This is a genomic window from Nakamurella antarctica (genome assembly GCF_003860405.1).
In the GTDB taxonomy this organism is placed as follows: Bacteria; Actinomycetota; Actinomycetes; order Mycobacteriales; family Nakamurellaceae; genus Nakamurella; species Nakamurella antarctica.
This window is the reverse complement of the sequence record NZ_CP034170.1, coordinates 2,796,457-2,823,110: the sequence shown is the minus strand read 5'-3', so window position 1 is coordinate 2,823,110 and position 26,654 is coordinate 2,796,457. Positions and strand designations below refer to the sequence as shown.

30 protein-coding genes are annotated in these 26,654 nt (G+C 63.5%); 17 read left to right on the top strand and 13 right to left on the bottom strand.

Annotated elements, in window-relative coordinates; all coding sequences use genetic code 11:
* Positions 1-10: 10 nt before the first annotated feature.
* Positions 11-925 (top strand): F510_1955 family glycosylhydrolase, encoded by a 915-nt coding sequence (locus EH165_RS12710; RefSeq protein WP_206425952.1) that lies wholly within the window; start codon positions 11-13, stop codon positions 923-925.
* Positions 926-1,050: 125 nt separating this feature from the next.
* Positions 1,051-3,111 carry a copper-translocating P-type ATPase gene (locus EH165_RS12705; RefSeq protein ID WP_124799774.1) on the top strand — a complete coding sequence of 687 codons (2,061 nt, stop codon included), beginning with the start codon at positions 1,051-1,053 and terminating at the stop codon, positions 3,109-3,111.
* 54 nt (positions 3,112-3,165) lie between these two features.
* Here EH165_RS12705 and EH165_RS12700 read toward each other — a convergent pair whose 3' ends face one another.
* The 5 genes from EH165_RS12700 to EH165_RS12680 form a co-directional block, all read right to left on the bottom strand.
* The gene (locus EH165_RS12700) at positions 3,166-3,759 is read right to left on the bottom strand and encodes a sulfocyanin-like copper-binding protein (protein ID WP_124799773.1); all 594 of its coding nucleotides are present in this window, start codon (positions 3,757-3,759) and stop codon (positions 3,166-3,168) included.
* A gap of 122 nt (positions 3,760-3,881) precedes the next feature.
* Positions 3,882-4,709, bottom strand: a complete 828-nt coding sequence (locus tag EH165_RS12695; RefSeq protein ID WP_124799772.1) for an ABC transporter permease — start codon at positions 4,707-4,709, stop codon at positions 3,882-3,884.
* Between the two features lie 2 nt (positions 4,710-4,711).
* A complete protein-coding gene (locus EH165_RS12690; protein ID WP_124799771.1) occupies positions 4,712-5,596 on the bottom strand; it encodes an ABC transporter permease in 885 nt (294 codons plus the stop codon).
* Positions 5,593-6,834, bottom strand: a complete 1,242-nt coding sequence (locus EH165_RS12685) for an ABC transporter substrate-binding protein (RefSeq protein ID WP_239020572.1) — start codon at positions 6,832-6,834, stop codon at positions 5,593-5,595. The genes EH165_RS12690 and EH165_RS12685 overlap by 4 nt, the downstream gene beginning before the upstream one ends.
* 55 nt (positions 6,835-6,889) lie before the next feature.
* The gene (locus tag EH165_RS12680) at positions 6,890-7,951 is read right to left on the bottom strand and encodes an ABC transporter ATP-binding protein (protein WP_124800510.1); all 1,062 of its coding nucleotides are present in this window, start codon (positions 7,949-7,951) and stop codon (positions 6,890-6,892) included.
* Positions 7,952-8,202: 251 nt separating this feature from the next.
* Here EH165_RS12680 and EH165_RS12675 point away from each other — a divergent pair, with 251 nt between their 5' ends.
* The 8 genes from EH165_RS12675 to EH165_RS12640 all read left to right on the top strand — a co-directional run bounded on the left by EH165_RS12675 (position 8,203) and on the right by EH165_RS12640 (position 14,590).
* The gene (locus tag EH165_RS12675) at positions 8,203-8,973 is read left to right on the top strand and encodes a FadR/GntR family transcriptional regulator (RefSeq protein ID WP_164479220.1); all 771 of its coding nucleotides are present in this window, start codon (positions 8,203-8,205) and stop codon (positions 8,971-8,973) included.
* Entirely contained in the window at positions 8,973-9,782 is an 810-nt protein-coding gene (locus EH165_RS12670) for a PDC sensor domain-containing protein (RefSeq protein WP_124799769.1), read from the top strand. The genes EH165_RS12675 and EH165_RS12670 overlap by 1 nt, the downstream gene beginning before the upstream one ends.
* Positions 9,783-9,870: 88 nt before the next feature.
* Positions 9,871-10,299 carry a DUF6153 family protein gene (locus EH165_RS12665; RefSeq protein WP_124799768.1) on the top strand — a complete coding sequence of 143 codons (429 nt, stop codon included), beginning with the start codon at positions 9,871-9,873 and terminating at the stop codon, positions 10,297-10,299.
* A gap of 97 nt (positions 10,300-10,396) precedes the next feature.
* Positions 10,397-11,044 (top strand): DUF305 domain-containing protein, encoded by a 648-nt coding sequence (locus EH165_RS12660; protein WP_124799767.1) that lies wholly within the window; start codon positions 10,397-10,399, stop codon positions 11,042-11,044.
* Between the two features lie 195 nt (positions 11,045-11,239).
* Positions 11,240-11,512, top strand: coding sequence for a GlsB/YeaQ/YmgE family stress response membrane protein (locus tag EH165_RS12655; RefSeq protein WP_124799766.1), 273 nt, complete (start codon positions 11,240-11,242; stop codon positions 11,510-11,512).
* Between the two features lie 57 nt (positions 11,513-11,569).
* A complete protein-coding gene (locus EH165_RS12650) occupies positions 11,570-11,821 on the top strand; it encodes a DUF6458 family protein (protein WP_124799765.1) in 252 nt (83 codons plus the stop codon).
* 139 nt (positions 11,822-11,960) lie between these two features.
* Entirely contained in the window at positions 11,961-12,791 is an 831-nt protein-coding gene (gene ppk2 / locus EH165_RS12645; protein ID WP_239020570.1) for a polyphosphate kinase 2, read from the top strand.
* A 23-nt stretch (positions 12,792-12,814) separates the two neighbouring features.
* Positions 12,815-14,590, top strand: coding sequence for a SulP family inorganic anion transporter (locus EH165_RS12640; RefSeq protein WP_124799764.1), 1,776 nt, complete (start codon positions 12,815-12,817; stop codon positions 14,588-14,590).
* An 86-nt stretch (positions 14,591-14,676) separates the two neighbouring features.
* Here EH165_RS12640 and EH165_RS12635 read toward each other — a convergent pair whose 3' ends face one another.
* The 4 genes from EH165_RS12635 to EH165_RS12620 all read right to left on the bottom strand — a co-directional run bounded on the left by EH165_RS12635 (position 14,677) and on the right by EH165_RS12620 (position 18,172).
* Positions 14,677-14,859 (bottom strand): hypothetical protein, encoded by a 183-nt coding sequence (locus EH165_RS12635; RefSeq protein ID WP_124799763.1) that lies wholly within the window; start codon positions 14,857-14,859, stop codon positions 14,677-14,679.
* Positions 14,860-14,865: 6 nt separating this feature from the next.
* Complete coding sequence (locus EH165_RS12630; RefSeq protein ID WP_124799762.1) at positions 14,866-16,335, bottom strand: NAD(P)/FAD-dependent oxidoreductase; 1,470 nt, start codon at positions 16,333-16,335, stop codon at positions 14,866-14,868.
* 111 nt (positions 16,336-16,446) lie between these two features.
* Entirely contained in the window at positions 16,447-16,713 is a 267-nt protein-coding gene (locus EH165_RS12625; RefSeq protein ID WP_124799761.1) for a metal-sensitive transcriptional regulator, read from the bottom strand.
* 73 nt (positions 16,714-16,786) lie between these two features.
* Positions 16,787-18,172, bottom strand: coding sequence for an MBL fold metallo-hydrolase (locus EH165_RS12620; protein ID WP_124799760.1), 1,386 nt, complete (start codon positions 18,170-18,172; stop codon positions 16,787-16,789).
* A gap of 150 nt (positions 18,173-18,322) precedes the next feature.
* Between EH165_RS12620 and EH165_RS12615 the strand changes: the two genes are divergently transcribed.
* Together EH165_RS12615 and EH165_RS12610 are read left to right on the top strand one after the other, a co-directional pair.
* Positions 18,323-18,655 carry an ArsR/SmtB family transcription factor gene (locus tag EH165_RS12615; RefSeq protein WP_124799759.1) on the top strand — a complete coding sequence of 111 codons (333 nt, stop codon included), beginning with the start codon at positions 18,323-18,325 and terminating at the stop codon, positions 18,653-18,655.
* The gene (locus EH165_RS12610; RefSeq protein WP_124799758.1) at positions 18,655-19,362 is read left to right on the top strand and encodes a cation efflux transmembrane domain-containing protein; all 708 of its coding nucleotides are present in this window, start codon (positions 18,655-18,657) and stop codon (positions 19,360-19,362) included. The genes EH165_RS12615 and EH165_RS12610 overlap by 1 nt, the downstream gene beginning before the upstream one ends.
* On the opposite strand, the gene EH165_RS12605 is transcribed toward EH165_RS12610, so the two are convergent.
* On the bottom strand, positions 19,359-20,696 hold the full coding sequence (locus EH165_RS12605; RefSeq protein WP_124799757.1) for an MFS transporter: 1,338 nt from the start codon (positions 20,694-20,696) through the stop codon (positions 19,359-19,361). The two genes, EH165_RS12610 and EH165_RS12605, sit on opposite strands and share 4 nt — an antisense overlap.
* 240 nt (positions 20,697-20,936) lie before the next feature.
* On the opposite strand from EH165_RS12605, the gene EH165_RS12600 reads away from it, so the two are divergent.
* Both EH165_RS12600 and EH165_RS12595 read left to right on the top strand, forming a co-directional pair.
* Positions 20,937-21,215 (top strand): hypothetical protein, encoded by a 279-nt coding sequence (locus EH165_RS12600; protein ID WP_124799756.1) that lies wholly within the window; start codon positions 20,937-20,939, stop codon positions 21,213-21,215.
* Between the two features lie 2 nt (positions 21,216-21,217).
* The gene (locus EH165_RS12595) at positions 21,218-21,523 is read left to right on the top strand and encodes a hypothetical protein (RefSeq protein WP_124799755.1); all 306 of its coding nucleotides are present in this window, start codon (positions 21,218-21,220) and stop codon (positions 21,521-21,523) included.
* 45 nt (positions 21,524-21,568) lie between these two features.
* Here EH165_RS12595 and EH165_RS12590 read toward each other — a convergent pair whose 3' ends face one another.
* Entirely contained in the window at positions 21,569-22,384 is an 816-nt protein-coding gene (locus EH165_RS12590) for a VOC family protein (RefSeq protein WP_124799754.1), read from the bottom strand.
* Between the two features lie 117 nt (positions 22,385-22,501).
* On the opposite strand from EH165_RS12590, the gene EH165_RS12585 reads away from it, so the two are divergent.
* The 3 genes from EH165_RS12585 (at position 22,502) to EH165_RS12575 (ending at position 24,926) form a co-directional block, all read left to right on the top strand.
* Positions 22,502-22,897, top strand: coding sequence for a VOC family protein (locus tag EH165_RS12585; protein WP_124799753.1), 396 nt, complete (start codon positions 22,502-22,504; stop codon positions 22,895-22,897).
* 85 nt (positions 22,898-22,982) lie between these two features.
* A complete protein-coding gene (locus EH165_RS12580; RefSeq protein ID WP_124800508.1) occupies positions 22,983-23,786 on the top strand; it encodes an EamA family transporter in 804 nt (267 codons plus the stop codon).
* 171 nt (positions 23,787-23,957) lie between these two features.
* The gene (locus EH165_RS12575; protein WP_164479219.1) at positions 23,958-24,926 is read left to right on the top strand and encodes an alpha/beta hydrolase; all 969 of its coding nucleotides are present in this window, start codon (positions 23,958-23,960) and stop codon (positions 24,924-24,926) included.
* Here the strand turns inward: EH165_RS12575 and EH165_RS12570 are convergent.
* Positions 24,923-25,699: an SDR family NAD(P)-dependent oxidoreductase gene (locus tag EH165_RS12570; RefSeq protein ID WP_124799751.1), complete on the bottom strand. Its 777-nt coding sequence runs from the start codon at positions 25,697-25,699 to the stop codon at positions 24,923-24,925. The genes EH165_RS12575 and EH165_RS12570 overlap by 4 nt on opposite strands.
* 131 nt (positions 25,700-25,830) lie before the next feature.
* Complete coding sequence (locus tag EH165_RS12565) at positions 25,831-26,634, bottom strand: IclR family transcriptional regulator (protein WP_124799750.1); 804 nt, start codon at positions 26,632-26,634, stop codon at positions 25,831-25,833.
* Between the last annotated feature and the right edge of the window lie 20 nt (positions 26,635-26,654).

Below are 26,654 nucleotides of genomic sequence, written 5' to 3'. Positions count from 1 at the left end.
GATGACGAATATGACGCACGACCCAATACTTCGCCGCAATGAGCACACCCTCAACCGGTTGACCCACAAAGGATTTCGCGTCGCGGCCGCAGTCGTGGCCGCGCTGCTAGTGACAGGCTGCTCGACACCGACACCGACACCGACACCGGCGTCACCCGCCGCGCAGGTCGCCGTCAATAACCTCCCCAGCGACCACGTCCATGCGGTGGCCATTAATCCAGGTGACGAGAAGGTCTACCTGGCCACGCACCAAGGGCTGTTCCGGTACGGCGCCTCCGGCCCCGAAAAGGTCGGCCCCACCATTGATCTGATGGGCTTCAGCATCGCCGGCCCCGACCACTTCTATTCGTCCGGGCACCCCGGTCCGGGCACCGAACTGCCTAACCCGGTAGGCCTGCTCGAATCCGTCGACGCCGGTCAGACCTGGACACCCTTGTCGCTGCAAGGCCAATCGGATTTCCATCTTCTTGCCGCGTCCAGCGCCGGGATCATCGGATTCGACGGGGCGTTAAAATCCACCGCGGATGGCGGAACCTGGGAGCCACGTGCGGACATGGGTGCCGCACCCTCGTCGCTCACCTCGTCGGAGGACGGAAGCGTGGTTCTAGCCGCAACGGGTGGCACGGTAATACGGTCGGAAGACGCTGGCCGCACGTGGACCTCTCTTGCCGGCACCCCACCGATCATGTTGTTGGACTGGGCATCCACGGGTGTTTTCGCCGGTGTCACGGCCGCGGGCGAACTCACTGTGAGCGGCGATGACGGCGCCACCTGGCAAACCCGCGGCTCGGTGAACACCGCGCCGCAGGCCATCACGGCCAAAATGGAGACGAACGGCAAACTCCGGATCCTCGTCGCCACCGGCACCGACCTGCTGGAATCTACCGACGATGGCTTCAGCTTCGCTCCGCTGGCCAGCCGGTGACATTCTTCGTCACGTAATCCACCTGAGTGAACTAAGGCTCGTCTCGGAATAAATGCTGCGTCGAGAGTGCTTCACTTTGTGTACCCCCTAGGGGTATCGAAGGACAACAGTTGAGGAGCTGGCTCATGAATCCGACCAACGAGCATCAGCACGATCACGACGCCATGAAATCCAAGAGCGGCGGGTACGGTAACCACGGAGGGCACGGCGGTCACGGCGATCACGCTGCCCAGTTCAGAGACAGATTCTGGTTCTCGCTGGCGTTGGCTGTACCGGTCGTAATTTTCAGCGATATGTTCGCCCACCTTTTGGGCTACACGCCCATCAACTTCCCGGGTGCAGCCTGGGTGGCTCCCATCCTCGGGACCGCCATATTCTTCTACGGCGGTCAACCATTCCTGACTGGCGGATGGGCGGAGATTCGGTCACGGCGACCCGCCATGATGCTGCTCATCAGCATGGCGATCACGGTTGCCTTCGTCGCGTCATGGGTCACCACGCTAGGAATTGGGGGTTTCGAGCTCGACTTCTGGTGGGAACTGGCGCTGCTTGTCGTCATCATGCTGCTGGGACATTGGTTGGAAATGCGAGCACTCGGTGCGGCCTCCGGAGCCCTTGACGCGCTGGCCGCCCTGTTGCCGGATTCTGCCGAGAAAGTCGTGGGGGACGAAACTATTGAAGTGCCCTTGGGTGAGCTGATAGTCGGCGACGTCGTCCTGGTTCGTTCAGGGGCTCGGATCCCCGCTGATGGGACGATAGAAACTGGAACCGCTGAAATAGACGAAGCGATGATCACCGGAGAATCCCGCCCGGTACAGCGCACTGTCGGCGACTCGGTAGTCGCCGGCACGGTTGCCACCGACAATTCCGTCAGGGTCAGGATTACCGCGACGGGTGAGGAGACGGCGCTCGCGGGCATTCAGCGATTGGTGGCGGAGGCGCAGCAGTCCACATCGCGTGCGCAGGCACTTGCCGACCGGGCCGCCGCACTATTATTTTATTTCGCCACCGTCGCGGGCGTCCTCACGTTCGTCGCCTGGTCGATCTTCGGCTCCTTCGCAGATGCCGTCACTCGGACTGTCACCGTCTTAGTCATCGCCTGCCCCCACGCTCTGGGCTTGGCAATCCCGCTAGTAATCGCGATCTCGACCGAGAGAGCTGCCAGTGCAGGCATTCTCGTCAAGAGCAGGCTCGCGCTCGAACGGATGCGCACCATCGACGTGGTGCTTTTCGATAAGACCGGCACCCTCACCAAAGGACAGCCCACTGTCACCGATGTGGTCGCGACCTCGACCGACCTCACCCAAGATGATGTGCTCGCACTGTCTGCTGCGGCAGAGGCGGACAGCGAGCACCCCCTGGCCAAAGCCGTTGTCCGTAAAGCGAGCAACCGCGCCCAGCTCCAACAAGCGTCCGATTTCCAATCGATCACCGGTCATGGGGTACAAGCCACCGTCGACGGACACGTTATCGCCGTGGGCGGGCCGGCCATGCTTCGTGCCCAGAACCTCACCCCTACAACGGATCTGACCACCGCCACCCAAGTCTGGGAGGAGCGGGGCGCGACAGTACTGCACGTGATCCGCGATGGCCAGATCGTCGGCGCCTTGGCGTTGGAAGACGACATCCGAGTAGATTCAGCCCAAGCCGTCGACGGCTTACGGCAACGGGGAATTCGAGTCGCAATGATCACCGGCGACTCGAAGGCAGTGGCCAACGCGGTTGCTCACAAGCTGGGAATAGAAGAGGTTTTTGCCGAGGTACTCCCCAAAGACAAGGACGGCGCAGTCGTCGAACTCCAAAACCGTGGACTGAAGGTGGCGATGGTCGGCGATGGCGTCAATGACGCGCCAGCATTGGCCCGGGCCGAAGTGGGCATTGCCATCGGTGCCGGCGCCGATGTGGCCATCGAATCTGCTGGTGTTGTCTTGGCGTCCAACGACCCGCGCTCTGTCATTTCGCTGATCAGTCTGTCCAAAGCCAGCTACCGCAAGATGACCCAGAACCTAGTATGGGCAACGGGTTACAACATTATCGCGGTGCCTCTGGCAGCCGGAGTCCTCGCGTTTGCAGGGATCATCCTCTCGCCCGCTGTCGGCGCTATCTTGATGTCCATCTCGACCATTGTTGTGGCGCTGAACGCCCAATTGCTCCGGCGCCTCAACTTGAGGCCTCAGGACAATTAGTGGTTTCCGGTTGACGTAGGGGCCTGGCACCTATGACGTTTACCTGCCCGCTGTTTAGGTAACCGTGAATTCGAGGTACATTCCGCTGCTGTAATGGTTCTGCAAGTTGCAGAGCAGCTCGTAACGGCCGGGGGCCAGGGTGAGTGTGATCCAGCCGACCTGGCCGGACGTGATCCCTTCGCCCGACCCTTCGGCGCAGCTAGCTGAGGCCTCCCCGAGGCTTCCTGTTTCCGGGACTTTTCCATCCGGCCCTACGACCCGCTGGCCAGCGGAGGCGCCCGAGCTCAGTGTCATGACCACCAGCTCGTGGGTACGCCACCCCAGATTGGAGGCCACCAAGGTGACCTGGCCGGCCGGGACGGTCACGGGGCTGGCGCTGAGCATCATGTGGGAGCCCATGGGTGCGACGCCGCCCATCATCGAGGTCATGCCCATGTCCGCCACGGTCACGTCTACCCGTTGTTCGGCAGGGAAAGTCGGCGCCGAACAGGACAGCTGCGAATAGCCCGAACTCGAACCCATCATGTTCGCACCTGAGCCCCCGCCCGCACCCATCATCCCGGGCCCATGAAGGCCGCCACCGCACCCGGCCAACACGAGGCCCAGCGCAAGCAACAAAGAAGTGGGAGTCATCGACGGCCGCGTCATGGATCAAGCAGAACACCAGCGGCACGAAAGCGCTGCTGTCCAATGGCTCGCATCGTCAGCCATTGATCACCGCCGTAGGTGACTTTCGGCCCCCGGAGAACGAGACTCCCACAACAAAAACGTCAGAACCGCCCCGACGCCGCCCCGTCGCCGACCTTCTGCGACAGCCACACCGGAAGTACGGCCACGACGATCAGGACGACCGCCACCACGTTGATCACGGGCGCCTGGTTCGGCCGGAAGAGGTTGGCAAAAATCCACAGCGGCAAGGTCTGCACGTCGGGGCTGGAGGTAAAGGTCGTGACCACGATTTCGTCGAACGACAAACCGAAGGCCAGCAGGCCGCCCGCCAGCAGCGCGGAGCGCACGCCGGGGAACGTCACGAGGCGGAAGGTTTGCCAGCCGGTGGCGCCCAGATCGCCGGACGCTTCGGTGAGGGATGCGTTCATCCTTCGCAGCCGCGCCTGCACGTTGTTGAACACCACGACCACGCAGAAGGTCGCATGCCCGATAATCACGGTGGTGAGGCCCAGGCCAATCCCAAAGGGCCCCAGCACATTTCGGAACGCAGCGTTGAGCGCGATACCCGTGACGATTCCGGGCAGGGCGATGGGCAGCACCACTAGGAAACTGATCGTGCTGCGCCCGAAGAACTTGTAGCGCTGCACCGCGAACGCCGTGGCGGTCCCCAGCAGCAGCGCGATCACCGTCGCGCCGATGCCTGCTTTCACGCTGGTCCAGATCGCTTCCAGCAGGCCGTCGCTGTTCCACGCCGCCGACCACCATTTGAAGGTGACCCCCGTGGGCGGGAAGGCGAACGTCTTCGACGGGTTGAGCGAGTTCACCATCACCAAAAGGAGCGGTAGGTACAGGTACAGCACGACGGCGATGACGAAGATGCGCAGGCCCAGCGTGAAGCGGCGACTCAGTCCCAAAGTGTTGGTGGCCATGGCTACACGTTCTCCGTCGCGCCGGTACGTCGCAGCGCGACAAGGTAGATGATGATCGCGAGCAGCGGCAGGAGGGCCGTCGCTGCGGCGAGGGGCTGGTTATTGGCCGTGATCAGATCGCCATAAATGACGTTGGCGAGCAGCTGGGTCTTTCCGCCGACGATCGAGACAGCGATGTAGTCGCCCAGGGTCAGTGAGAAGGTGAAGATCGAGCCAGCGGTGATCGCCGGAAAAACCAGTGGCAGCAGTACAGATCGGATGGTCCGGCCCGGCGTTGCGCCCAGATCCGAACTGGCCTCGAAGAGGGCCGACGGTACCTTCTCGAATCCCGCGTACACCGGGAGCACCATGTACGGCAGCCACAGGTAAGTCAGGGTGATCGCGGTGGCGGTTAGCCCGTAACCGGGAGTGTGGCCGCCGGTCAGGAAACTCAACGGTCCGTCTGGCGCGAGAATGGTCCGCCAGGCGTAGGCCTTGACGAGATAGCTTGCCCACAGCGGTGTTAGCACCGCCACGATCAGCAACGTCCGCACCCGCGGCGTCGCCACCTTGGACATGTAGAACCCTAGCGGCACCGCGATCAACGCACACAGCACGGTGACCACGATCGCGACACCGATGGTGCGGGCGGCGATCTGGAGGGTGAGGCCCGGCGTAAACACCGTCTCGATGTTCTTCGTCGTGAACTCTTGGACGATATTGCCGGTGAACTCGTCGACCGACCAGAAGGCCGAGACCAACATGGTGATCAGGGATCCCAGGTAGGCGACCACCAGCCAGAGCATCGGCGCGGTAAGCAGCAGCGCTAACCGCGTCTTCGGCCGAACTGCCAGCGCCGCGGAGATCCGACCCCGGACCGGAGCCGGACTCCGCAGCGACGAACTCATCCCTTGATTTCCTGCCACTTTGTCAGCCATTCGGAGTAGGACGTGCAGTTCGATCCGGAGCCGTCCACGCACTGGGTGCGCGGGGTGGCCCAGTAGGAAATCTTCTTGGCGTAGTCCTCGTCAAGCGCGTGGTAGGTAGTGCAGTGGTCCTTGTCGGCGGTGACCTTGCAGGCCTCGGTCTGGGCCGGCGCCTCACCGAAGTACTCCGCGACCTGCGCGTTCACCTTCGCCGAAGTGATGTAGTCCATCCACTTGTACATGCAGTTCGGGTGGGCGGCCTTGGCGGAAATCATCCAGGTATCCGACCATCCGGTAGCGCCTTCGACCGGAACGGTGGACGAGACCTTAACCTTGCCGTCGGCGTTGATGGTGTTGGCGATAACCTGCCAGCCCGCTCCGATGACCGAGGTGCCGGAGTCGAACGACTGGACAGCTTTGGTGTAATCGGCCCAGTACTCGCCGACGTTCTTGTTCTGGTTCTTCAGCAGGTCCACTGATGCGGTCAGCTGCTCCTCTGTGAGGGAGTACGGATCCTTGATGCCCAGTTCGGGCTTGGTGGCCTTCAGGTACAGGGCTGCGTCGGCAATGTAGATCGGCGAGTCGTACGCAGTCACCTTGCCCGCGTATTCGGAAGACTTGTCGAACACTGCGCCCCATGACGTCGGCGGCGTGGTCACCTTGTCCGGGTTCCACATCAGAACGTTGGCGCCCCAGCCGTGGGGGATACCGTACATCTGCTTGTTGACCGAGTTGAACGACTGGTCTTTGAGGAAGGGCGCGATGGTGGCGTAGTTCGGGACCAGCGCCGTGTTGACGGGAGCGACGTCGCCGCCGTAAATCAACCGCAAGGACGCATCGCCGGAGGCCGAGACACCGTCATACTCGCCGGTTTTCATCAACGCGACCATCTCGTCGGACGTGTTGCCGATCTTGACGGACACCTTGCAGCCGGTTTCGGTCGTGAAGGGGTTCACCCAGTCGACGGTCTTGTCGTTCGATCCGTTTTCGGCGTATCCGGCCCACGCGATGATGTTGAGCTGGCCTTCGCCCGCGCCGACGGCGGAGGCCATCGGGACGTTGGGGAGGTCGCCAGCCGGAGCGGCTGCGCTGCCGCCCGCCGCACTGCTGCCAGCGGTGGATGCGGCGTCGGAGGAACCGCCGCAACCGGCAACGACCAGAAGGGCGCCTACCGATCCGAGGGCTATGAGGATTTTGCGGCTCGTCGGGATCATCGACATGCCTTTCTGTGTAAGGGGGTGGGGTAGGAGGGGCTGAGTTGTGGGGTGAGCTGGTTCAGTCGCGCAGGGGAACAGCCTGATCGAGATGCCAACTGAGCCGGACGGTCTCGCCGCGGTGGATCTCGCCGCCGTGCCGGCGCGAGTCGTTGGCGAGAAGGACGGTGAACATCAGGCCCGCGACGTCGACGAGATACCGCGTGTGGATGCCGGCGAAGACCGTCTCGGCAACCGTTCCGAAGACGCCAATCTGGCCTGCTGGAAGTTCCGGTAGGTCGGAGTTTCCGGGCTCCAGGGTGATCTTCTCTGCGCGGATCGCCCGGCTTTCCTTGGTGCCAAACAGTTCTCGGGCGCGATCGCCGTCGATCACCGTGGCGGTTCCGACGAAATTGGCCACGAAGCGGGAGACCGGTCGCTCGTACACCTCGATGCCGGTGCCGACCTGCTCGATCTTGCCTTGGGAGAACACGGCGACCCGATCGCACAGGGTCAGCGCCTCCTCCTGGTCGTGCGTGACGAAGATGAAGGTGATGCCGGCTTCGCGCTGGATGCTCTTGAGCTCTACCTGCATCTGCTGGCGCAGTTGCAGATCCAGTGCGCCCAGCGGCTCGTCGAGGAGCAACACGCGAGGGCGGTTGATGAGGGCCCTGGCCAATGCAACCCGCTGCCGCTGGCCACCGGAAAGTTCGTGGGGGCGCCGGGTGGCCATCCCGCCGAGCTGGACCTGGTCCAACGCCTGGGCGGCTTGCCGGTCGCGGTCTCCAGGTTTGACCCCTTTGACGCGGAGGCCGTACGCAACGTTCTGCAACAGGTTCATGTGCGGGAACAGCGCGTAGTCCTGGAACACGGTGTTGACATCACGGCGAAACGGCGGCGTCTTCGTGACGTCGGTGCCATCGAGCAAAACGGCGCCTGCAGTGGGGGCCTCGAAACCCGCGATCATCCGCAAGACGGTGGTCTTGCCCGAACCCGACGGGCCCAGCATGGCGAAGAATTCGCCGTCCGCGATATCCAGATCGAGCCCGTCAACTGCGGTGACAGCGCCAAACTTTTTGGTCAGACCGACCAGCCGGACGGAGGAGACTTCGTCGGTTGACGCGGGCCGGCCTGGCTCGCTCACCTCGGCGGCAGAGGATTTCTGCCAAGCCGGTGACGTCACGGGTACCCCTTCGTTGGCGCGCGAGTGAAGTGTGAAAAAAAGTGCTGGCGCAGCGGTGTGCACGTAATCTGCGGCCGTGTAAACCTATAGACCCAGATGTTTTGTAGTCAAGGGTGGTTAGATAACGAATCGCACTCAAAGATGGCGGTAGAGCAATGGGGGGTCCGATGGCATCAGATGGCGGGGCTCGATCGCTGAGCAGCCTCACCACCATGACGGCGAGGACGATCCTCGGATCCCCGCACGGCGACGGTGGCAGGGCTGACCAAATCGCGCTGCAGCTGAGTAGAGCCGACCAGATCGCGCTACAGCTGAGCCGGGCGATCGAGCTGGGTCTGATCCCCGACGGGACCCGGTTGCCGACCGAGACCGTGTTGGCCGAGCAGCTGGGAGTTGCCACGGTGACGCTGCGAGAAGCGTTGGCAGTGCTGCGATATCAGGGCCTCGTTAGCACCCGCCGCGGCCGGGACGGCGGAACTTTTGTGCGTGCCCCAGAGGCCAACCTGGCGCGAAGCTTGCTCAACCGGTTGCGACAAACCAGCGTGCAAGAACTGCGGGAGTTGGGCGATCACCGCCTGGCCATCTCCGCAACGGCGGCGGTGCTGGCGACCCGGCGGGCGGTGGCGGACGAGGTGGCAGATCTGCGGTTGCGGGTGGATCGGCTCGCTGCGGCGCAGGGCGCGAGTGAACGTCGACGGACCGATACCCAGATCACTATCCAGATCGCTGCTGCGGCGCAATCATCCCGGTTGACGAGAGAGGAGTCGCGGTTGCAGGCCGAAATCGGCGACCTGCTGTGGCTGGGGGTGTCTGAAGCGGAGCACCGGCTGACCGTGGCCTCTCGCGCTGCCCTGGTTCAGGCTATCGGGGCAGGGGAGGAATCAACGGCGAGAACAGTGGTGGAGCAGAGCATTTCGGCAGAAACGGCGAGGCTGGTTCGGCTGCGAATGGATACCTACAGTGCGCCTTTGGGGGAGTGCTGATGGTTGGTTTCACCGAGCCCGCAGGGCGAGGCACCCGTGCTTCGGCCGCAGATCCCTGTTTCGGAGCCAAAGTGCTGATGGCTGCGGAGCGAGCACTGGGCGACGTCTTCGATTCCGTTATCCCACTCGCGAATCAGTTTCGCGCGTTGGTTGCCGGGTGTTCCGAACCGCCGGCCAGCAGCGATCTGGCAGCCCTGCGTCCAGCCATCTTTGAGTTGCTGCAGCGGCATGACGGGGTGATCGGCGGCGCCGGGGTGGTGGTCGCCCCCCATGTGCTCCGCGACCACTCGCATTGGCTTGAATGGTGGTGGACCGGTGCCCGCGGGAAACCCGAGGCGCTACGCGTGGACTCGAACCCGGATTCGCCCGACTTTTACGACTACGCGACCACCGATTGGTACGCGACACCGATCCAGACAGGGAACCGGCGGACGTCCGGGCCCTACGTCGATTACATCTGCACCAACGAATACGCGCTAACGCTGTCGGTTCCGGTCTTTGTCGACGGCGCGCCGGTGGGGGTTGCCGCCGCCGATGTGCTCATCTCCAGCCTGGAACGCCTCGTCCTACCCGCACTTTTGCTGATCCCGCAACCGACGGCACTGGCCAGCGCGGGCGGTCGCATCATCGTGTCGAACTCGCCACACTGGCTGCCCGCCGACCGGCTGCCCGCGGAGGCGCTCGATCATCGCCTACCCACCACGGGCGCGCGGACAGAACAAGGCCGAACAGGCGAAATGCCCTGGTATTTGGTGGATCTCGGCGCAGCTATGCCGGCTCGTGGCCGGCGCGAGAGCGCGGAAAGCTGACCACAGGCTGGCTCTCGAGGCGCGGAAGTGGGGGCGCAGTAGCCGTACCCGCTCGGGGAGCCGCTGCGGGATCGGTAGCCTGGGACCTGTGATCACCACGCGCATTTCCGCTGCGACGTGGCTGACGCGCGCGCTGACGGTGGTCGCAGTGCTGGCGGGAGTGCTCTTGATGCACTCGCTTTCCGTGCAGCCGACCGCCAGCGGCGCCCCGGGCCCGAGTGGCACGCACAGCGCGATGGTGATGCCGGCCGCTGGGCTTGGTGCATCCCCCGATGCGGAGTCTTCGGGACACACCGAGCACTGTGCTTCGGATGGTTGTTCATCCCACGCGGCGCTGCACCTCTGTATGGCAGTCATCGCGGCGGTGGGTACTGCGCTGGTCCTGATGAAGTTGGCCCGATCTGGTGGCCGCGACGTCGTCGGCCGAGTGCGCGCGGCAATGGCCGGAGGCGTTCAGGGTCGCGACCCACCGTGGGCGCTACCCCCTTTACGGAAACTTTCGATTCTGCGTTTGTGAACCTGCGCGCGTTCTTGCGCCCACGGTTTTACGCGCATGCCCGAGTGCTCTCGGGTTTTGCGCGTCCACATTCGTTATTTCGAAAGGTTTTCTCATCATGCGTACTCAGAATTTGTTTACCTGTGTAGCCGCAGCCACCACGCTGCTGCTCGCCTCGTGCGGCTCAGACATGACCGAGATGTCGGGCATGTCCGGAACCACGTCCACCGCAACCACCGCGTCCCCTGCAACCGCCGCATCTCCTGCGGCCGGGTCGGCAACGGCCAGCGTTTCGGAGGTGTTCAACGACGCCGATGTTGCTTTCAGCACCGACATGATTCCCCACCACCAGCAAGCTGTGGAAATGGCTGACATGGTCGCGGGGCGCACCACTACGCCAGCGGTCGTAGCCTTGGCCGGCGAGATCAAAGCTGCACAACAGCCAGAAATTGACCTGATGACGGCCTTCCTTAAGGCATGGGGCCAGCAGCCCCCTATGCAAGGAATGGACCACGACATGGCACCCGGGATGGAAATGGGGATGGGCATGATGAGCGCGGCAGACATGACCACGCTCACGGGGCTCTCGGGCACCGATTTTGATCAGAAGTGGTTGACGATGATGATCGCGCACCATGAGGGCGCCATCGAAATGTCCAACCTCGAGCTTAAACAGGGATCGAACCCGCAGGCCAAGCAGTTGGCCGATGCCATCATCGCTGGCCAGCAAGTCGAGATCGCGACGATGACAGCCTTGGTGAAATAGGTCCACAGATCAGGCACTGACGGCCGCTGCGCGGGAGGCAGGAGTCCTCCCGCGCAGCACCGGTGTAAGGCTGCGGTAAAAATTTGTGCGATGTGTACGGTTACCCAAGCGCTGATCTGGGTAACACTGACTTCGGTTCGGAGTAGAACCGTCGCTGGCACAGGCTCAGCGGCTTCTCAGAAGGAGTGAAAATACATGTTTGGCTTGATCATCAGCTTGCTCATTGTTGGTCTCATCGCGGGCGCAATCGCCCGGTTGTTAGTCCCCGGCAAGCAAAACATCTCGATCCCTATGACGATTGTGCTCGGCATCGTGGGCTCGTTCGTCGGCGGCTTCTTGGGCTACCTCATCTTCCACAAGGACGGCCAGGACGGCTTCCTCCAGCCTGCCGGGATTGTCGGTTCCATCATCGGCGCCGTCATCGTGCTGCTCCTGTGGATCAAGTTCGGCAACAAGTCGCGCTCCTAAAAGTCCCTGGGCCGCCACGAGGTGGCCTTGACGCGTTACCTCTGTAAGGAGAATGCAATGGGTATCGGATTAGGTGTTTTTCTCATCGTCATCGGCGCAATTATGTCCTTCGGCGTCAAGGCCACTCTGGCCGATTTCGATCTGACCACGATCGGCTACATCCTGATGGGTGGCGGACTTCTCGTCATCTTGCTGACGCTGCTGGTGCTGATGCCAAGGACGCGGCGCGCCCGCAGTACCGCGGTGACGACCGACTCGCAGGGGCGGCAAGCCGTCGTCGAACGTGACGACAGGATCTCCGGGGTCTAAGACGCGTTGGAGCAGAGCAACTCAGAGCGGGCTAAGCACGCCGGCGCATCCGCGCTGGCGTGCTCGCTGGAGCAGTAGGTCGACCCAGCGCGTACGTTGATCACTGATCTAGCTGCCGGTGCTATCGGAGGTGTTGCTCGTGTCCAGCAATTCGAAGGAAACGACTGTGGTCGGCTCCGGCCGGGTACCGAAGAAGATCTACGAAGCTGAACTGCTCCGACTGCAAACAGAACTGGTGGTAATGCAGGAGTGGGTCCGCGATACCGGATCTCGGGTGGTGCTGCTCTTTGAAGGCCGAGACGCGGCCGGCAAAGGGGGCGCCATCAAGCGGCTCACCGAATATCTCAATCCCCGTGTTGCCCGGGTCGTGGCCCTGCCTGCGCCGACCACCAGGGAGCGCGGGCAGTGGTATTTCCAGCGGTACATCGACCACCTGCCGACAACAGGCGAGCTGCTGTTGTTCGATCGATCCTGGTACAACCGGGCGGGGGTGGAAAAGGTGATGGATTTTTGCACGCCGGAGGAGTACCACCGCTTCTTGGCCCAAGCGCCCATCTTCGAACGCCTCCTCGTTGAGGACGGCATCCTGCTGCGAAAGTACTGGTTCTCGGTCAGCGACGAAGAGCAGGAACGGCGCTTTCGAGCGCGCAGCGAGGACCGAATGCGCAATTGGAAGCTCTCGCCGATGGACTTGGAGTCGGTCAGCAGGTGGGAGGACTATTCGAGGGCGAAGGATGAGATGTTTGTCCACACCGACACCGCCGAGGCGCCCTGGTACGTCATCGAGGCGGAGGACAAACGCCGGGCCAGGTTGAACATGATCGCCCATGTCCTGTCGACGGTGCCCTACACGAACACCGAAAGGGCCGCCACGACGTTTCCCGCCCGACCTGCGTCCAACGGGTACGTGAGGCCACCCCGCGAACTCTTCCATGCCGTACCGGACCACGCGGCGACCCTGAAGCAGTAAGGTCACGGACTGGCTGGGGATCGATGCGAAAGATCAAGGTCAACACCGATGAGAGGGTGATCGAACCCGAACCAGCGTGGAGAAGGGCAGCGAAGACGGTGTCTACCTCAAGTGAGCGCGACGGGCGCCGATGGCTTCGGGCGCCCCACGTGATGCAGGGGTTGCTGCCGATCCGTCGGTCTCAGATTCCGATGGAGATCCTGGCTGGCCTGACGCTGGCAGCGCTGGGCATCCCCGAGGTTCTGGGATACGCGAAGATCGCCGGGATGCCCGTGGTGACCGGTCTTTACACGATGCTGCTCCCGGTTATCGTGTTCGCCGTTCTCGGCTCCTCGCGCCATCTCGTGGTCGCAGCGGACTCGGCCACCGCAGCTATCCTCGCCGCCGCGCTGGCCGGGCTCGCGGTGATCGGGTCGGAGCAATACGTGAGGTTGGCCGGGCTCGCCGCCCTGCTCGCCGGCGGCATGCTACTGCTGGCCCGGCTGGCCAGGCTGGGTTTCCTGGCGAATTTCTTATCCCGGACGGTACTGGTCGGATTCCTCACCGGCATTGGTATTCAGGTGGCAATCGGCCAACTCCCCGGCATGCTCGGTGTCGAGGCCGCGGGCCATGACGCGCTGACCCAGCTCGCCACCATCGCGCGCGAGTTCTCGCAACTGCACCGCGCTGATCTGCTGGTGTCAGGTGGCGTCATCGTGATCGTGCTGGGCCTGCGGCGGGTTAATCGGAGGCTGCCCGGGCCATTGATCGCCGTGGTCCTTGCCATCATCGTGAGTTGGGCAGCGGACTTGGCCGACCACGGTGTCGCTGTAACGGGGCACGTCCCTGGTGGGCTGCCGCACTTTGCGCTCCCAGCGCTGGGCTGGCACGACGCCAGCGTGTTGTTCGGCGCAGCGCTGTCGATGTTTGTCGTCATCCTCGCGCAAAGCGCTGCGACCTCCCGCGCCTACGCCGTCAAGTACGAAGAGCATTTGAACGAGGACACCGACCTGGTCGGCCTGGGCGCTGCCAACGTGGTCGCCGCATTTACCGGCACATTCGTCGTCAACGGCAGCCCGACCAAGACCCAAATGGTCGACAGCGGTGGGGGGCGAAGCCAACTGGCGCACCTCACTACCGCTGCGGTGGTCCTGCTCGTGCTCCTGCTGTTCACCGGGCCACTGGCCTACCTGCCGAGCGCGGCCCTGGCAACGGTGGTGTTCCTCATCGTGATCGAACTGATCGACATCAAGGGCATGCGAAGCATCCTCATCTGCCGGCGCCTCGAATTCGCCGTCGCGCTGCTCACGACGACGGCGGTGGTCTTCCTGGGTGTCGAGCAGGGTATCGCCCTCGCCGTCCTGGCGTCGATCATCGAGAACCTGCGGCACGGCTACCGGCCGCTCAACAGTGTGCTGGTGAAGTCGGAGGCCGGGCACTGGCAGCAGAACCCGGTCATGCCCGGCGCGCGAACCGAGGCCGGAATCGTGGTCTACCGGTTCGGCACCAGCCTGTACTACGCCAATGCTTCCCGCCTGATGGACGACATCACCGCCTTGTCGGGCCAGGGCGACCCGCTGCGGTGGATAATTCTGGATGGCGCGGCCATCGGCGATATTGACTACACCGCAGCGGCGGTCCTGACCCGTGTGGTCACCTACCTGCAACACCGCAATATCCGTTTCGGTCTGAGCACCGTTCTTTCTCCGGTGCGCGCGCAACTCGACCGCTACGGCATCAGCGCCACTCTTGACCCGGACGCCTTCTACGACACTCCCGGCCAAGCTCTAGAGGCATTCCAGGCCGCCGCCGGCCAGTGACTGACGGCAAAGCAGGAGGATAGCGGCCATGCTTTGCGTCGGCCGCGCTTGAGACCGGCCATGCTTTGCACCGGCCACCGGCAGGCTTAGTGCGGCCCTTTGGTCACCATTCGCATGATGCGAGCGTTGAACACGGCGAAGCGGATGAGCTGGTAGGGCAGGTTGCGTCGGCGCCGCAGCGTGGCCCGAGTGGGAAGTGGTGCGAGTGCGAGGTCGGCCCTGGGCTGGTCGGAGACGGCCGAGCCCAAGGTGGATTCTGGTGTTTTCATGTCAGTTCACTCCGGAATTAGTTGCCACCCGAGGCGGCCCTTGGCTTTGTAGATGAAGAGATAATGGAGCATCAGCTTGACCCAGTGGCCGCTGAGGCCGATCTCGCCGCGGGTGTTTTTCAGGTCCCGCCCCGTCGGGTAGCGCACATAGTCGGGCACCACCGGCATCATCGTCATGGACGCGGCCGATCCGCGGCGCAGACCGTGTCCGGACGATGCCACGCAGGCTGCTCCCATTGCGGCCATGGAAGCCTCGTGCGCCGGAGCACTCATCCCGTTGTTGATGCGGTCGACAATCGTCATAGCTGCGGTCTTACCCATCACCCCTGATGGCATCCCGGTGCGGGGCGGCGACGGAGTGATCACGGTACCGTTCGCGCTCTTGTGCGGCCGCGAGATCTGGTGTGGTGGCGCGAAAGCGATCCCGACAGCGAACACGTTGTCGTACCCGGGCGCGAGATAAGTTCGCGGCCAATCCTCGGCCCGCCACTGTTCGTACGGCTTGACGGTGTAGTCGGCGTCGACCTTCATAAACCCGCTGGGCGCGAAAATCTGGGCCGTCATATCGTCGCCGTCGCGGCCGAAGGCGCGGAGCGGGACTCCGCCGAAGGGGGGCAGCAGCATGGCGAAATCGAATGCCAGCGAATGCTTCTCGCCGTCGAGCGTCTCGTAGCGGATCAAGCCTTCGTCGACTTCCTCGACGTGTGCGCCGAGAATTGCCACGACGCCGCGCTCGCGGAAGAGCGACGCCGTCCACAGTTCGCTCGAGTTTTGGAAGCCTTGATCCTCGAAAGTCATTCCATCGACCCCGAAGTCGCCGAGGTGCGCCTCGTTCGTCAGGTAGACCAACCGAGCCTTATCGCGGACACCGGCCTCCCGTAGCTCGTGGTCAACATTGAACACGTACTCGAACGCCGCTCCCTCGCAGGTGCATGTGCCGTGGCCCATCCCGACCACCAGGGTCTGCTCCTCGCCGGCCTGCAGCCGGGTGATGCAACGGCGAAGGCTGGCGGCGGCCTCCAGCGCGTGATCGGCGGTGCATACCGAGACGGTGTGGCCGTTCGGTCCCAAGCCAGGCGTGGCCTCGAAGCGCAATTGTGGTCCGGTGGCGTTGATCAGGTAGTCGTATCGCAGCCGCTCGGGCGCGCCAACTTTGCCCTGGCCGGTGTATTCGATGTCGACGGCGCCGCGGGGGTCGGCCGCGTCGCCTTCCGGCCGGATCGCGACGGCCTTGGCCTGCCGAAAGTCGATCCCCTTGCGGCGGTAGACGGGTTGCAGTGGAAAGACGACGTGCTTTTTGTCGAGCTTGCCGACCCCGACCCAGATGTTGGAGGGGATCCAGTTCCAGAGTGAGTTCGGCGAGACCACCGTGACGGTGTGCTTCCTGCCCAGATCCTTCTTACCGAGCAGCCGTGAAAGATGAAGCGCGGCAGTGTGTCCGGAGATCCCTGCACCCAAGATGACAACGTCGGCCATAGCGGCTTCCTTTCAACGTAGGACCTTCAGTCTCACGCCCTCAAGGACCGGGGGTCAGGGGCTTTCGGCCCTATGTCCAGGGCAAACATCCCGGGTGAGGCACCGGACCCGTTACGCCAGCGACAAAAACAGCTTCTCCATTTTCTCGATATCCAAGCTTTCTGCGCCGTTGCTGTCGATCACGCACTGTTTGAATCCACTGGAGATGATCGCGATGCCCGCCCGGTCGATTGCCTTACTCACAGCGGCGACCTGGGTAATCACGTCCTCACAGTCGCGGCCTTCCTCCAACATCTTGAGGATGCCGCCGATCTGGCCTTGCGCGCGGCGCAGCCGTTTGACGATGACGTCCATGCCCTCGGGCGGGAGCGCGACCATGTGATTCCTCCTGGAGTACGGGGTCCGATACCCTCGAGGGTATCTGACAATCGACATCGGACATCGGCGCGGCTTAGCCAGAAGCGTTGGCGTGCAATAAGGTCCATGCGCTGTAGCCGCCGATCAGGTCGGAGACGTCTTTCGCCCCCCGGCTCCGCAGCACACTCGCTGCGACACTCGAGCGCCAACCACCCGCGCAGTAAACGACAACCGGCGCAGCCAGGTTGATCTCGTCGATCCGGCGGACCAGTTCGGCCAGCGGAATTCTGAGCGCGCCGGGCAGGACGCCGTCCGTAAGCTCGCCAGGGTTTCGGAGGTCCACCACGGTAAGTCCTTCGACGCTCTCCATCAGGTCAGCGAGTTGCCTGGCGGTGAGCCGGCTTGCTGGCTCCACCCGCGAGGCGTTGCGCTCCAGGTAGGCCTCAGCGTCGGGGATGTAGCCGACCACGTGATCGAAGCCGATTCGTGCCATCCGCATAGCGTCGTCATCGGACTGGCCGTCGGGGCTGAGCAGCACTACCCGTTGCTCCGGATCCAGGACCATGCCAACGGTTTCGGCCATTCGGCCGTCCGCGCCGACGTTGATCGAGCCGATTACATGGCCCGCTGCGAAGTCGGTGGGGGTACGGGTGTCTAGGACGAGAGCGCCGGCCGCGAGCGCGTCGTCAACGCTGCTATCTTCGAGGGCCGTGGGTGAGGCTGTGAGGGGACGGTGCTCGCGTTCGCTCCTGTTGAGGATGGCGTTGTAGACGAAGTACGGCGGCGCGGACGGCTGGTCGGCGGTGACGACCTGCACGAATTGGTCCTGCGTCATCGGTTGGCAGGCATAGTTCAGGCGCCGCTGCTCGCCAATGGTCGACTGTCGTTCGGTGGACAGGTTCTTGCCACATGACGAACCCGCGCCGTGTGCCGGGAACACCCGGACCGCGTCGGGCAGTCCCATCAGCACCGTCTGGACCGAATGGAACAGCTGGATGGCAAGTTGATCGGCGGTGAACCCGATGGAGGCCAACAGGTCTGGCCTGCCTACATCGCCGATAAACAGTGCGTCGCCAGTCAGGACGCCATACGCGATTTCGTTATCGGGGTGCTCGAACACCAGCACACTGATCGACTCGGGGGTGTGGCCGGGGGTCGCGAGGATCTTCAGGGTGACGTGGCCGAGGCTGATCCGTTCGCCCTCCGCGAGGTGGCGCACCGGGAAGTCGGTGCTGGCGGCTTCGCCGTATCCGATCCAGGCACCGGTGGCGTCGGCGAGTTCGAGGTGGCCGGACACGAAATCGGCGTGGAAGTGCGTGTTGATCATCCCGACGATCGTCAATCCGTTGGCCTTTGCATCAGCAAGGTATTCACCGATATCACGGCGGGGGTCAACGATTACGGCTTGACCGCTGTCCCGGTCGCCGATGAGGTACGACGCCTGGGATAGGCACTCGACGTAGTACTGGGTAAACAACATGTCAGCCTCCGGTGCGTTGCGGGGGAGCGGGTGTGGGGCGCTGCTCTTCTGCGATCGTATACCCCGGGGGGTATGCACGCAAGAGTGCCTGATCGCCTCGCACCACAGTTCATCACTTGCTGAATCCACTGCTTGATGTACTATTATTTGATGCAAACCTTGACGCACGCCCCCGTACTCGCGCGGTTGGGGCACGCACTGTCCGACCCGACCCGCGCCCAGATCATGTTGGCGCTGAGCCAGGCGCCCGGCTACCCCGCGGAGCTTGCCGAACAGCTGGACGTATCGCGTCAAAGTATCTCCAACCACCTGCAGTGCCTGCGCGGCTGCGGACTCGTCGTCGCAGTTCCGGAGGGGCGACGCGCTCGCTACGAACTCGCCGACGCGGGACTCGGACAAGCCCTGAGCGGCTTGCTGGACGTGGTGTTGGCCGTTGACCCGGAACATTGTGAAGCTGCGGCTGCAGGAACGGGGTGCTGCTGATGTCCGCCCAACCTGCCCTCGACAGTGCACGAGAGGAATTGTTGATCCGCCGGATTCAGCTCTTTGTCGCCGCCACCATCACCTATAACGTCATCGAAGCCGTTGTGGCTATCTGGGCTGGTTCGGTCGCATCGTCATCGGCGTTGGTCGGCTTTGGTCTCGACTCCATCATCGAAGTGTCCTCAGCGGCTGCGGTGGCGTGGCAATTCGCGGGAGTTGACCCGAAGGCGCGGGAGAAGAAGGCGCTGCGCATCATCGCTATGTCGTTCTTTGCGCTCGCCGCCTACGTTTCAATCGATGCTGCAGCCTCCCTCATCAGCGGCAACGAAGCCAGCCATTCCACGCCGGGTTTGGTGATCGCTTCGCTCAGCCTGCTGATCATGCCGTGGCTGTCGTGGGGCCAGCGCAGGGCCGGACGGGCGCTGGGTTCCCGCACCGCCATCGCCGATTCCAAGCAGACCCTGTTGTGCACCTATCTCTCTGCGGTGCTGCTGGTCGGCCTCGTACTGAACTCTGCGTTCGGCTGGGCTTGGGCCGACCCGATCGCAGCCTTGGTGATCGCCGTCATCGCCGCAAAAGAGGGTCGGAACGCGTGGAAGGGCGATGCCTGCTGCGCGCCGAACGCCGCAGTCCTGAAGGTGGAATCAGGGGCCGATTCGCGGCCTCGTGGTGACGCGGCGGGCTGTGCCTGCTGCCCGCGCGACTAAACCTTCTCGCTGCGGCGCCCGGTCACCACGGTCGAAAGCACCAGCAGCAGAACAGGAATGGTCAGTACCCCGGCAATCACGTTCAATCCGCCGAAACCCCACTTCGCCATGACAACGCCGGAAATCCCGGAGGCAACCGCGGCGACCACGTTCATTGCCATATCGCCGGTGCCCTGAACGGAGGGCCGGATAGCGCTGGGTACCGACTCGCCCAGCAGCGTCGAGCCCGCGATTAACGAGAACGACCAGCCCAAGCCCAGCAGGAACAGCCCGGCCATCACCATGCCGTTTGACGTCCCAGACATCCCGGCAATCAAGGCCGACGCTACGAAACACGCCTGGCCGATCATGATCGCGGGAATCCGTCCGAGCCGGTCCGAGATGACGCCCACCACCGGGGAGAGTCCATACATTCCAAACACATGCACGCTGATCGTCAACCCGATGATGTTCAGGCTCGCGCCGTGATCAGCCATGTGCACCGGGGTCATCGTCATCACGGACGCCATTACGGTGTGGCCGAGAACCACCACTACGAAGGCAAGCCGAGTCACCGCGGACTCCGAAATAGCCTTCATGGTGACCGAGAGGCTTCGCTGCTTGCGCGTGTTGACCGGCACGTCCGGCGCATGGTGCTGCGCGGTGACAAGTGGGTCGGGGCGCATAAAGATCCACATCGCTGCCGCCCCGAGACTGAGCACGACAGCCGAAATCAGAAAGCCTCCGGAGAGGTCGGGGAGGCCGAACCATTCCGCCACCGTGACGCCGGGGCCGGACAGGTTGGGCCCCAGCACCGCGCCGATGGTGGTGGACCACACAACGATGGACAGCGTGCGGGATCGGTGCGCGGGTTTAGCCAGATCGGTTGCTGCATACCGTGATTGGAGGTTTGTTGCGGTGCCGGAACCAAACATCAGCATGCCCATGATGAGTAGTGGGATGTTGCTGAACGCGGCCGAGAGGACGAGGACGACGCCGCCGATCGCTGCCAGCGCCCAACCCAGACCGAGGGCCTTATTGCGGCCGCGCCGGCTGGCCATGGAGGCAAGTGGCAGCGCGATCGCGGCCGCGCCGAGTGTTGAACACGTTCGGGCCAGACCAGCCCACGACTCCGATGACGTCACTTGTTCGGCAAGCAGGGCCCCCAACGATGCGCCGGCTCCGATGCCGATACCGCCAACGATTTGGGCGGCGATGAGGATCCGGACCGTGCGTCGCTGGATCGCGACGATGTCGGGCCGCTCGCGCCACTGTTCGTCCGGCGATGCCTGTGTGGGATCCAGGTCGCCTCCTGCAGGCTTGGCGCCGCTGTTCACCACTACATTTGCTCCCATTCGAAAACGTCCGCGCTTCGGGGCGCGGGCCTCACGCCGACCGTACCGGCGTCACGCGTTGCGCCGTTAGCGGGCATTCGAGCGGCAAGCACAATCACGTGATCTCGGAGTGAGTATGTTCCGCCAGCGGCGTGCCGTCACGGTGGGCGTCTCGAAGTGGAATCCGGGTTACATGGGCAATACCCACATGCCCCCGCTGGAGTAGTCTGAGAGAACTCACCCCATGTACGAGGAGTTGCTATGAGCGCACTTTCTGGGTTCGAGCCCATCGCCGAAGTTGCAGCAGACGACCGGGCTCGGATTGCGTTCGGACGTGCCGGAGTGCGGCGCAACGACCGGTTCCTCGTCTCTACACGTTCGACGGGTGAGATTCTTTTGACCCCGCTGGCGAGTATTCCGAAGCGAGAACTGTTGGTGTGGGAGGACGACGCACTGCGTCAGTCGCTGCTTCGTGGCCTTGCTGATGCGGCTGAGGGCCGGGTCAGCAGGCGAGATGATCTGCTCGAGGACCAAGTGTAATTGTGAGCGCACCACCGTTCACATTGCTTTTCACCTCCGAAGCACTGGGTGTTTTCGAAGATCTCGGCAAGCGCGTCTATGCGGCCAAGCTGAAGAAAGCCAAGAAAACGCTCCGGCTTCTCCGAGATATTGGCCCGGGCCACCCAGGACTCAACTCTCACAAATACCAATCACTTTCCGGCCCCAATGGCGAGGACGTGTGGGAGTCATATATTGAGAACAGGACGCCGGGGGCCTGGCGCATCTGGTGGCTCTACGGACCAAATGCCGACACCCTGACGATCCTCACCCTTGGACCGCACCCGTAAAGCTTCATTGAGCGTGGTGGTCATCGGCTCGGGCTGCACGCGGGTTCAGTGGTCCGCGGCCTCGCAGTGCAGCTTGACCCGCGCGCCAGTGCTGTCCACCACCGCGGCGGTCCGGCCGTAGGGGGAGTCGTCATCTCGGTGTTCGATGCTGCCACCGAGTTCAACGACGGTGCCCAGCGCCGAGTCCATGTCGGCCACGCTGAAATAGATGGTCCAGAACGGCGGGTGCCCGGCGGGCAGCATTGCGCGCGAATCCATCAGGCCGACCACGTCCTCGCCCGCCACTTGCGCGTTGGTGTAACGGAATTCGTCCGAATCGGCGAGCACCGAAAGCTCCCACTCGAAGAGCGCGGCGTAGAAGGCGGTTCCACTCGCGAAGTCCGTGGCGTGGTATTCGAACCACGCGGCGCTACCGGGCTCCAAATGGTGGCTGAAGCCAGGGTGAATTCCGCCCTGCCACAGCCCGAAGGCGCCACCGGACGGGTCGGTCAGGACCGCCATCGACCCGAGGTCGCCGACGGGATGCGGGCCGCTGCGCACCCTCGCGCCCAGGCCCACAGCTTTCGCGACCACGGCATCGATATCGTCAACGCTGAAGTAGAGCGTCCACATGTCCGGAACGGGGGACTCGGTGGTGTTGCCGCCCATCATCCCAGCGGCGCGATGGCCCGCCGCACTTGATTTCCCGCTACCACTGCCGCCGGCTCTGAAGTTCACATAGCCGCCGTATGCGGGATTGGGTTCGTCTGCTGTCCACCCCATGACGTCGTGGTAGAAGGACCGGGATTTGTCGGCGTCGCTGGTGAAAAGATCTGCCCAGCAGGGTGTCCCGGCCTTAAATGGAGTGTCGCGAGTGGGCATGGGGTGTTCCTCTTCCGCGAATTCGATGGATGTCAGTGTCCGAACTGTAGCCCCGCGGACCCGAAGCGGGGTAGGAATACATTTCTAACCGTCGGGCAAGCAATGTGGGAGAAGTACGTGGAGATGAAACTCGAGTTGGTGCCGATTCCGGTAGCGGATGTGGACCGCGCCAAGGCGTTCTACATCGACAAGTTAGGTTTCGTCGAGGATGTCGATGTGCGGCCTGCGGAGGGAGTCCGCGTCGTCCAACTCACTCCGCCCGGGTCGAGCTGCTCCATCGGATTCGGCACCGGGCTCGCCGCGTATGACGTCGCCGTACCCGGCTCCGTCAAAGCACTTCACCTGGTGGTCAACAACATTGAGCAAGCGCGGGCGGAGCTGATCAGCCGCGGCGTCCTCGTCGGCGCGGTCGAGGACGTCGGCGGGGGAGTGAAGTACGCCGGTTTTAGCGATCCGGACGGCAACACGATGTCGCTTCAAGAGATGCCCTGGCGTACGGGGGAGCAGTTCTAACCCGCCAGTCCGTTCGTCAACCACAGTGATCGCGCACCCATCGCGCACCGACGCCGTCCCCGCGTGGACTCTCGCGGTCGCGTCGATGCTCTCGGTACAGCTGGGGGCGGCGCTGTCGGTGGACCTGATCTCCACCATCGGCGCTGCCGGGACGGCGTGGCTCCGCCTGACGTTCGGCGCCCTCATCTTCGTCGCGATCGTTCGGCCGCCGGTGCGTTCACTCCGTCGCCGAGACCTCCCGGGTCTGCTCGGACTCGGAATCACCACCGGACTGCAAACGGTGACCTTTTTGGCCGCGATCGAGCGGATACCGCTCGGAACCTGTGTGGCCATCGAGTTTCTCGGCCCACTGACCGTTGCGGCGGCGCGGAGCCGTCATGTGCGGGGGTTTATCTGGCCAGCCGTGGCTTTGGTCGGCGTCATCGGACTCACCGAGCCGTGGCAGGGCAGCGTGGACGCCGTCGGCATCGGGTTGGCACTCATATCTGCGGTTGGCTGGGGCGTCTACATCGTGTTGACCCAGCACGTTGGCGACCGCTTCGAAGGGCTGACCGGTCTATCGTTGACCGTCCCGATCGCCGCGGCCACCGCTGGGATCATCGGCATTCCGCAGGCCGCGGGGCACCTCACTGTGAACGTGCTTGCGGTAGGTGCGGGCTTGGCTCTGTTGCTGCCGGTGCTGCCCTACGCGTTCGAGCTGCTCGCGCTGCGCAGGCTGACCACTGCTGCCTTCGGCACGCTGATGGCAGTCGAGCCAGCGATTGGCTTACTCCTGGGCCTGATCGTTCTCCACCAACGCCCGTCACTGATTCAGCTGCTCGGCATCGTGCTCGTGGTGGCCGCCGGAGCAGCGGCCCAACGCGGCGGCAGGCGCGGGCAACTTACCTAAGGCCGACTGGGCCTAGGAGCGCGGATCTGGGCCTACTTGTTCGGGGTCTGGGCCGAGAAGTGCGAATCTGGGATCATTAGCCCGCCAGAATCGGGCTAATGGTCCCAGATTCGGCACGTTCTAGACTGTGGCGGTGAGGCCGACGTCCGTACCCCGAGGAAGGCAATGTTGATGGATGCAACCCCGTTCGTGGACCCCGAGCAATATCTGATTCTGCAGGCGGTTGACCCGGCTGCTCCCCAGACGTGGGAAATGTCTGTCTCAGATGCCAGGCTCTCCTCCGATGCGATGATCGAGGGCCAGCGCCCACCCGTGGAAGTCGGCTCGGTGCGCGATCTGGTGATTCCAGCCGAGCACCGGGACATTCCTGCCAGGTTGTATCGGCCGGGCCCTGACCCGGCGCCGCTTGTGGTGTTCTTCCACGGCGGCGGCTGGAAGGTCGGATCGGTGAATCTCTCCGACCGTCCCATCCGCCGGCTTGTTGCCGACACTGGTTGCGCGGTAATAAGTATCGACTACCGCCTCGCGCCGGAGGATCCGCACCCGGCCGCGCTCCAGGATTGCGTGGCCGCTACTCGGTGGGCTGCGGAGAACGTCGCCGAGCTTGGCGGGGACGGTGATTTCCTTGCAGTCGGAGGGGATTCTGCTGGCGCCAACCTGGCCGCGGGGGTGGCCCAGATGTTGCGCGATGAGGGCGGACCGACGCTCTCCCACCAGCTGCTGGTGTACCCGGTGGTGGCGCGTGATTTCGACACCGACTCCTACCTGCGGTTTGGCGAGGGGTATTTCTTGACCCGAAAGGCGATGCAGCACTTTTGGGAGATCTATGCCGGACCCACCGAGTCCCCGGAATACGTCGACCTGTACGCGGCCGGACCGTTGGACGGGCTGCCGGCGGCAACCGTCATTACCTGCGGGCTCGATCCCCTGCTCGATGACGGAGAGGGGTACGCGCGGGCTTTGTACGAGGCCGGCGTCCCCATCACCTACCTGCGGTACAACGAGCTGATCCACGGATCGTGGTCGATGGATGGAACTAGCCAGGGCGCCTATCAACTGGGGGTGGATATCGCCGGCGCGCTGCGCAGGGCCATTACTCTCAACCGGCCGGCCTCCGCTGAAAAAACGCCGACGACCTAGACGCTGATGGAGGCCTTTGCCAGCACTCCTCCATCACACACAAGATGCGAGCCGGTCACGAATGACGAGTCGTCGCTAAGAAGCCAGAGCACCGCATGGGCTTGCTCTCGCGGTGTGGCCAGCCGGCCGAGCGGTACCTCGGACTCAATTGTGGTGGTGAGCCGCGCTCGGTCTTCTGCCGGAACAGCCATCCACATCAGCGGCGTTTCAGTTGGCCCGGGCACCACTGCGTTGACTCGCACCCCGTAGCGCGCGTAGTCCAAGGCGAGGGTCCTCGTCAGGGCAGACACCGCGCCCTTCGATGCCGCGTAGGCGGTGTTCGCGCCCGCAGCGAAGGACACGAATGACGCGGGCGAGGAGCACAGCACGATCGAGCCTCCTAGGCCGGAGTCCAGCAGCCCCTGCAGCATGTGTTTGCTAGCGAAGAATGACCCATTGAGGTTGATGTCAATCACCTTCTGCCAGCGCTCCGCAGGCAACTCGTGGGCAAAACCGGGTAGGTCAATACCGGCGCAGGCGAAGAGTCCCCGAGGGGTTCCTAGATCGCGCCGTGCACTCGAGAAGGCTTCTGCCACAACGTCTTCGTCGCGAACGTCGCAAACGTAGGTGGCGGCGCTCACGCCGCTGCGTTCCGCTTCCTGCGCAACAAGTTTCAACCCGGCTTCATCAACATCCATCAGAGCCACATGGGCCCCTCGTTCGGCGCACAGCAGCGCGGTAGCCCGGCCAATGCCTGATGCCGCACCGGTAATGGCGATGATTCGATCCTGCATGAGTGCGCCCGTCGGTTCGTAGGGGAAAGTGAAAGGAGTTAGCTGGCACTCAAGCTGCGGTGGCACTCAAGCTGCGGTGGCACTCAAGCTGCGGTGGCACTCAAGCTGCGGTGGCACTCAAGCTGCGGGGATCATGACGCTGCGGGCTTCGCCCCCAGAGAGGGAAGGCTGGTTGCCAGCTGTTCTTCGATTCGTTGACGCGCTCGGTAGAGCCCGTTCAGGATCACGGCTTGCTGCGCACCGGTGAGGCGAACATCGGGCGCGGAGCAGCTCAGCGCGTATTGGGGCGTCGGGCCCGAATCAATCACAATCGCCGTGCAGGTTACTCCGAGGGTGCTTTCGCCAGCGTCATTGGCGTATCCCTTGGTGCGGATCTCGTTGAGCTCGCGCATCATATGTTCGCGATCCACGATGGTTGCCGGTGTCAAGACCCGCAGAGGGTAGGTGAAAATCGCATCGATTTCCGCGTCCGTCCGCTGGGCCAGGAGCACCTTTCCCATCGCGGTGGCGTGGGCGGGGAGGCGCCTGCCCACCGAAGTGAAAAGGCGTAGCGGCTGCACCGAGTCCCTTTTCGCGATGTAGACGATGTCTGAATCCACAAGTCGTCCCAGGTGGACGGTTTCATCGCACTCCGCGACCAGGTCGTCCAGAATGGGGTTCGAAATCGACACAACCGTGTCGGCCTCCAGATATCCCGCCCCCGGGAGCAGCGATCTGACTCCGAGGCGATACGCAGCGCCGTCGGCTTGGAGCCACCCCCGCGATTCCAGTGTTCGCAAGATGGCGTGCAAGGTGCTTTTGGGGACGGAGAGCTTTGTCGCGAGATCGCTCAGAGTTCGGGTACTGCCATCCGTGAGAGCCTCGACCACGCTCAACGCGCGGTCCACTGCCCGCACTCGAGTTTCTGTGGTGCCTGGTTCATTTTCTTCCAGCATTACGTTCCCCTCGTCCGCGT

Excerpts from the sequence above, each read along its gene's own strand:
- EH165_RS12650 (WP_124799765.1), top strand. The coding sequence starts at position 11,570 with ATGGGTATCGGATTAGGTGTTTTTCTCATCGTCATCGGCGCAATTATG.
- EH165_RS12590 (WP_124799754.1), bottom strand. The coding sequence starts at position 22,384 with ATGCCCACTCGCGACACTCCATTTAAGGCCGGGACACCCTGCTGGGCA.
- EH165_RS12625 (WP_124799761.1), bottom strand. The coding sequence starts at position 16,713 with ATGGTCGCGCTCCCGCCCGAGGGCATGGACGTCATCGTCAAACGGCTG.
- EH165_RS12570 (WP_124799751.1), bottom strand. The coding sequence starts at position 25,699 with ATGCAGGATCGAATCATCGCCATTACCGGTGCGGCATCAGGCATTGGC.
- EH165_RS12670 (WP_124799769.1), top strand. The coding sequence starts at position 8,973 with ATGGTTGGTTTCACCGAGCCCGCAGGGCGAGGCACCCGTGCTTCGGCC.
- EH165_RS12600 (WP_124799756.1), top strand. The coding sequence starts at position 20,937 with ATGAGCGCACTTTCTGGGTTCGAGCCCATCGCCGAAGTTGCAGCAGAC.
- EH165_RS12605 (WP_124799757.1), bottom strand. The coding sequence starts at position 20,696 with ATGGGAGCAAATGTAGTGGTGAACAGCGGCGCCAAGCCTGCAGGAGGC.
- EH165_RS12630 (WP_124799762.1), bottom strand. The coding sequence starts at position 16,335 with ATGGCCGACGTTGTCATCTTGGGTGCAGGGATCTCCGGACACACTGCC.
- EH165_RS12615 (WP_124799759.1), top strand. The coding sequence starts at position 18,323 with ATGCAAACCTTGACGCACGCCCCCGTACTCGCGCGGTTGGGGCACGCA.
- EH165_RS12685 (WP_239020572.1), bottom strand. The coding sequence starts at position 6,834 with ATGTCGATGATCCCGACGAGCCGCAAAATCCTCATAGCCCTCGGATCG.
- EH165_RS12695 (WP_124799772.1), bottom strand. The coding sequence starts at position 4,709 with ATGGCCACCAACACTTTGGGACTGAGTCGCCGCTTCACGCTGGGCCTG.
- EH165_RS12635 (WP_124799763.1), bottom strand. The coding sequence starts at position 14,859 with ATGAAAACACCAGAATCCACCTTGGGCTCGGCCGTCTCCGACCAGCCC.
- EH165_RS12610 (WP_124799758.1), top strand. The coding sequence starts at position 18,655 with ATGTCCGCCCAACCTGCCCTCGACAGTGCACGAGAGGAATTGTTGATC.
- EH165_RS12705 (WP_124799774.1), top strand. The coding sequence starts at position 1,051 with ATGAATCCGACCAACGAGCATCAGCACGATCACGACGCCATGAAATCC.
- EH165_RS12655 (WP_124799766.1), top strand. The coding sequence starts at position 11,240 with ATGTTTGGCTTGATCATCAGCTTGCTCATTGTTGGTCTCATCGCGGGC.
- EH165_RS12640 (WP_124799764.1), top strand. The coding sequence starts at position 12,815 with ATGCGAAAGATCAAGGTCAACACCGATGAGAGGGTGATCGAACCCGAA.
- EH165_RS12690 (WP_124799771.1), bottom strand. The coding sequence starts at position 5,596 with ATGAGTTCGTCGCTGCGGAGTCCGGCTCCGGTCCGGGGTCGGATCTCC.
- EH165_RS12710 (WP_206425952.1), top strand. The coding sequence starts at position 11 with ATGACGCACGACCCAATACTTCGCCGCAATGAGCACACCCTCAACCGG.
- EH165_RS12565 (WP_124799750.1), bottom strand. The coding sequence starts at position 26,634 with ATGCTGGAAGAAAATGAACCAGGCACCACAGAAACTCGAGTGCGGGCA.
- EH165_RS12700 (WP_124799773.1), bottom strand. The coding sequence starts at position 3,759 with ATGACGCGGCCGTCGATGACTCCCACTTCTTTGTTGCTTGCGCTGGGC.
- EH165_RS12660 (WP_124799767.1), top strand. The coding sequence starts at position 10,397 with ATGCGTACTCAGAATTTGTTTACCTGTGTAGCCGCAGCCACCACGCTG.
- EH165_RS12675 (WP_164479220.1), top strand. The coding sequence starts at position 8,203 with ATGACGGCGAGGACGATCCTCGGATCCCCGCACGGCGACGGTGGCAGG.
- EH165_RS12620 (WP_124799760.1), bottom strand. The coding sequence starts at position 18,172 with ATGTTGTTTACCCAGTACTACGTCGAGTGCCTATCCCAGGCGTCGTAC.
- EH165_RS12580 (WP_124800508.1), top strand. The coding sequence starts at position 22,983 with ATGCTCTCGGTACAGCTGGGGGCGGCGCTGTCGGTGGACCTGATCTCC.
- EH165_RS12575 (WP_164479219.1), top strand. The coding sequence starts at position 23,958 with ATGGATGCAACCCCGTTCGTGGACCCCGAGCAATATCTGATTCTGCAG.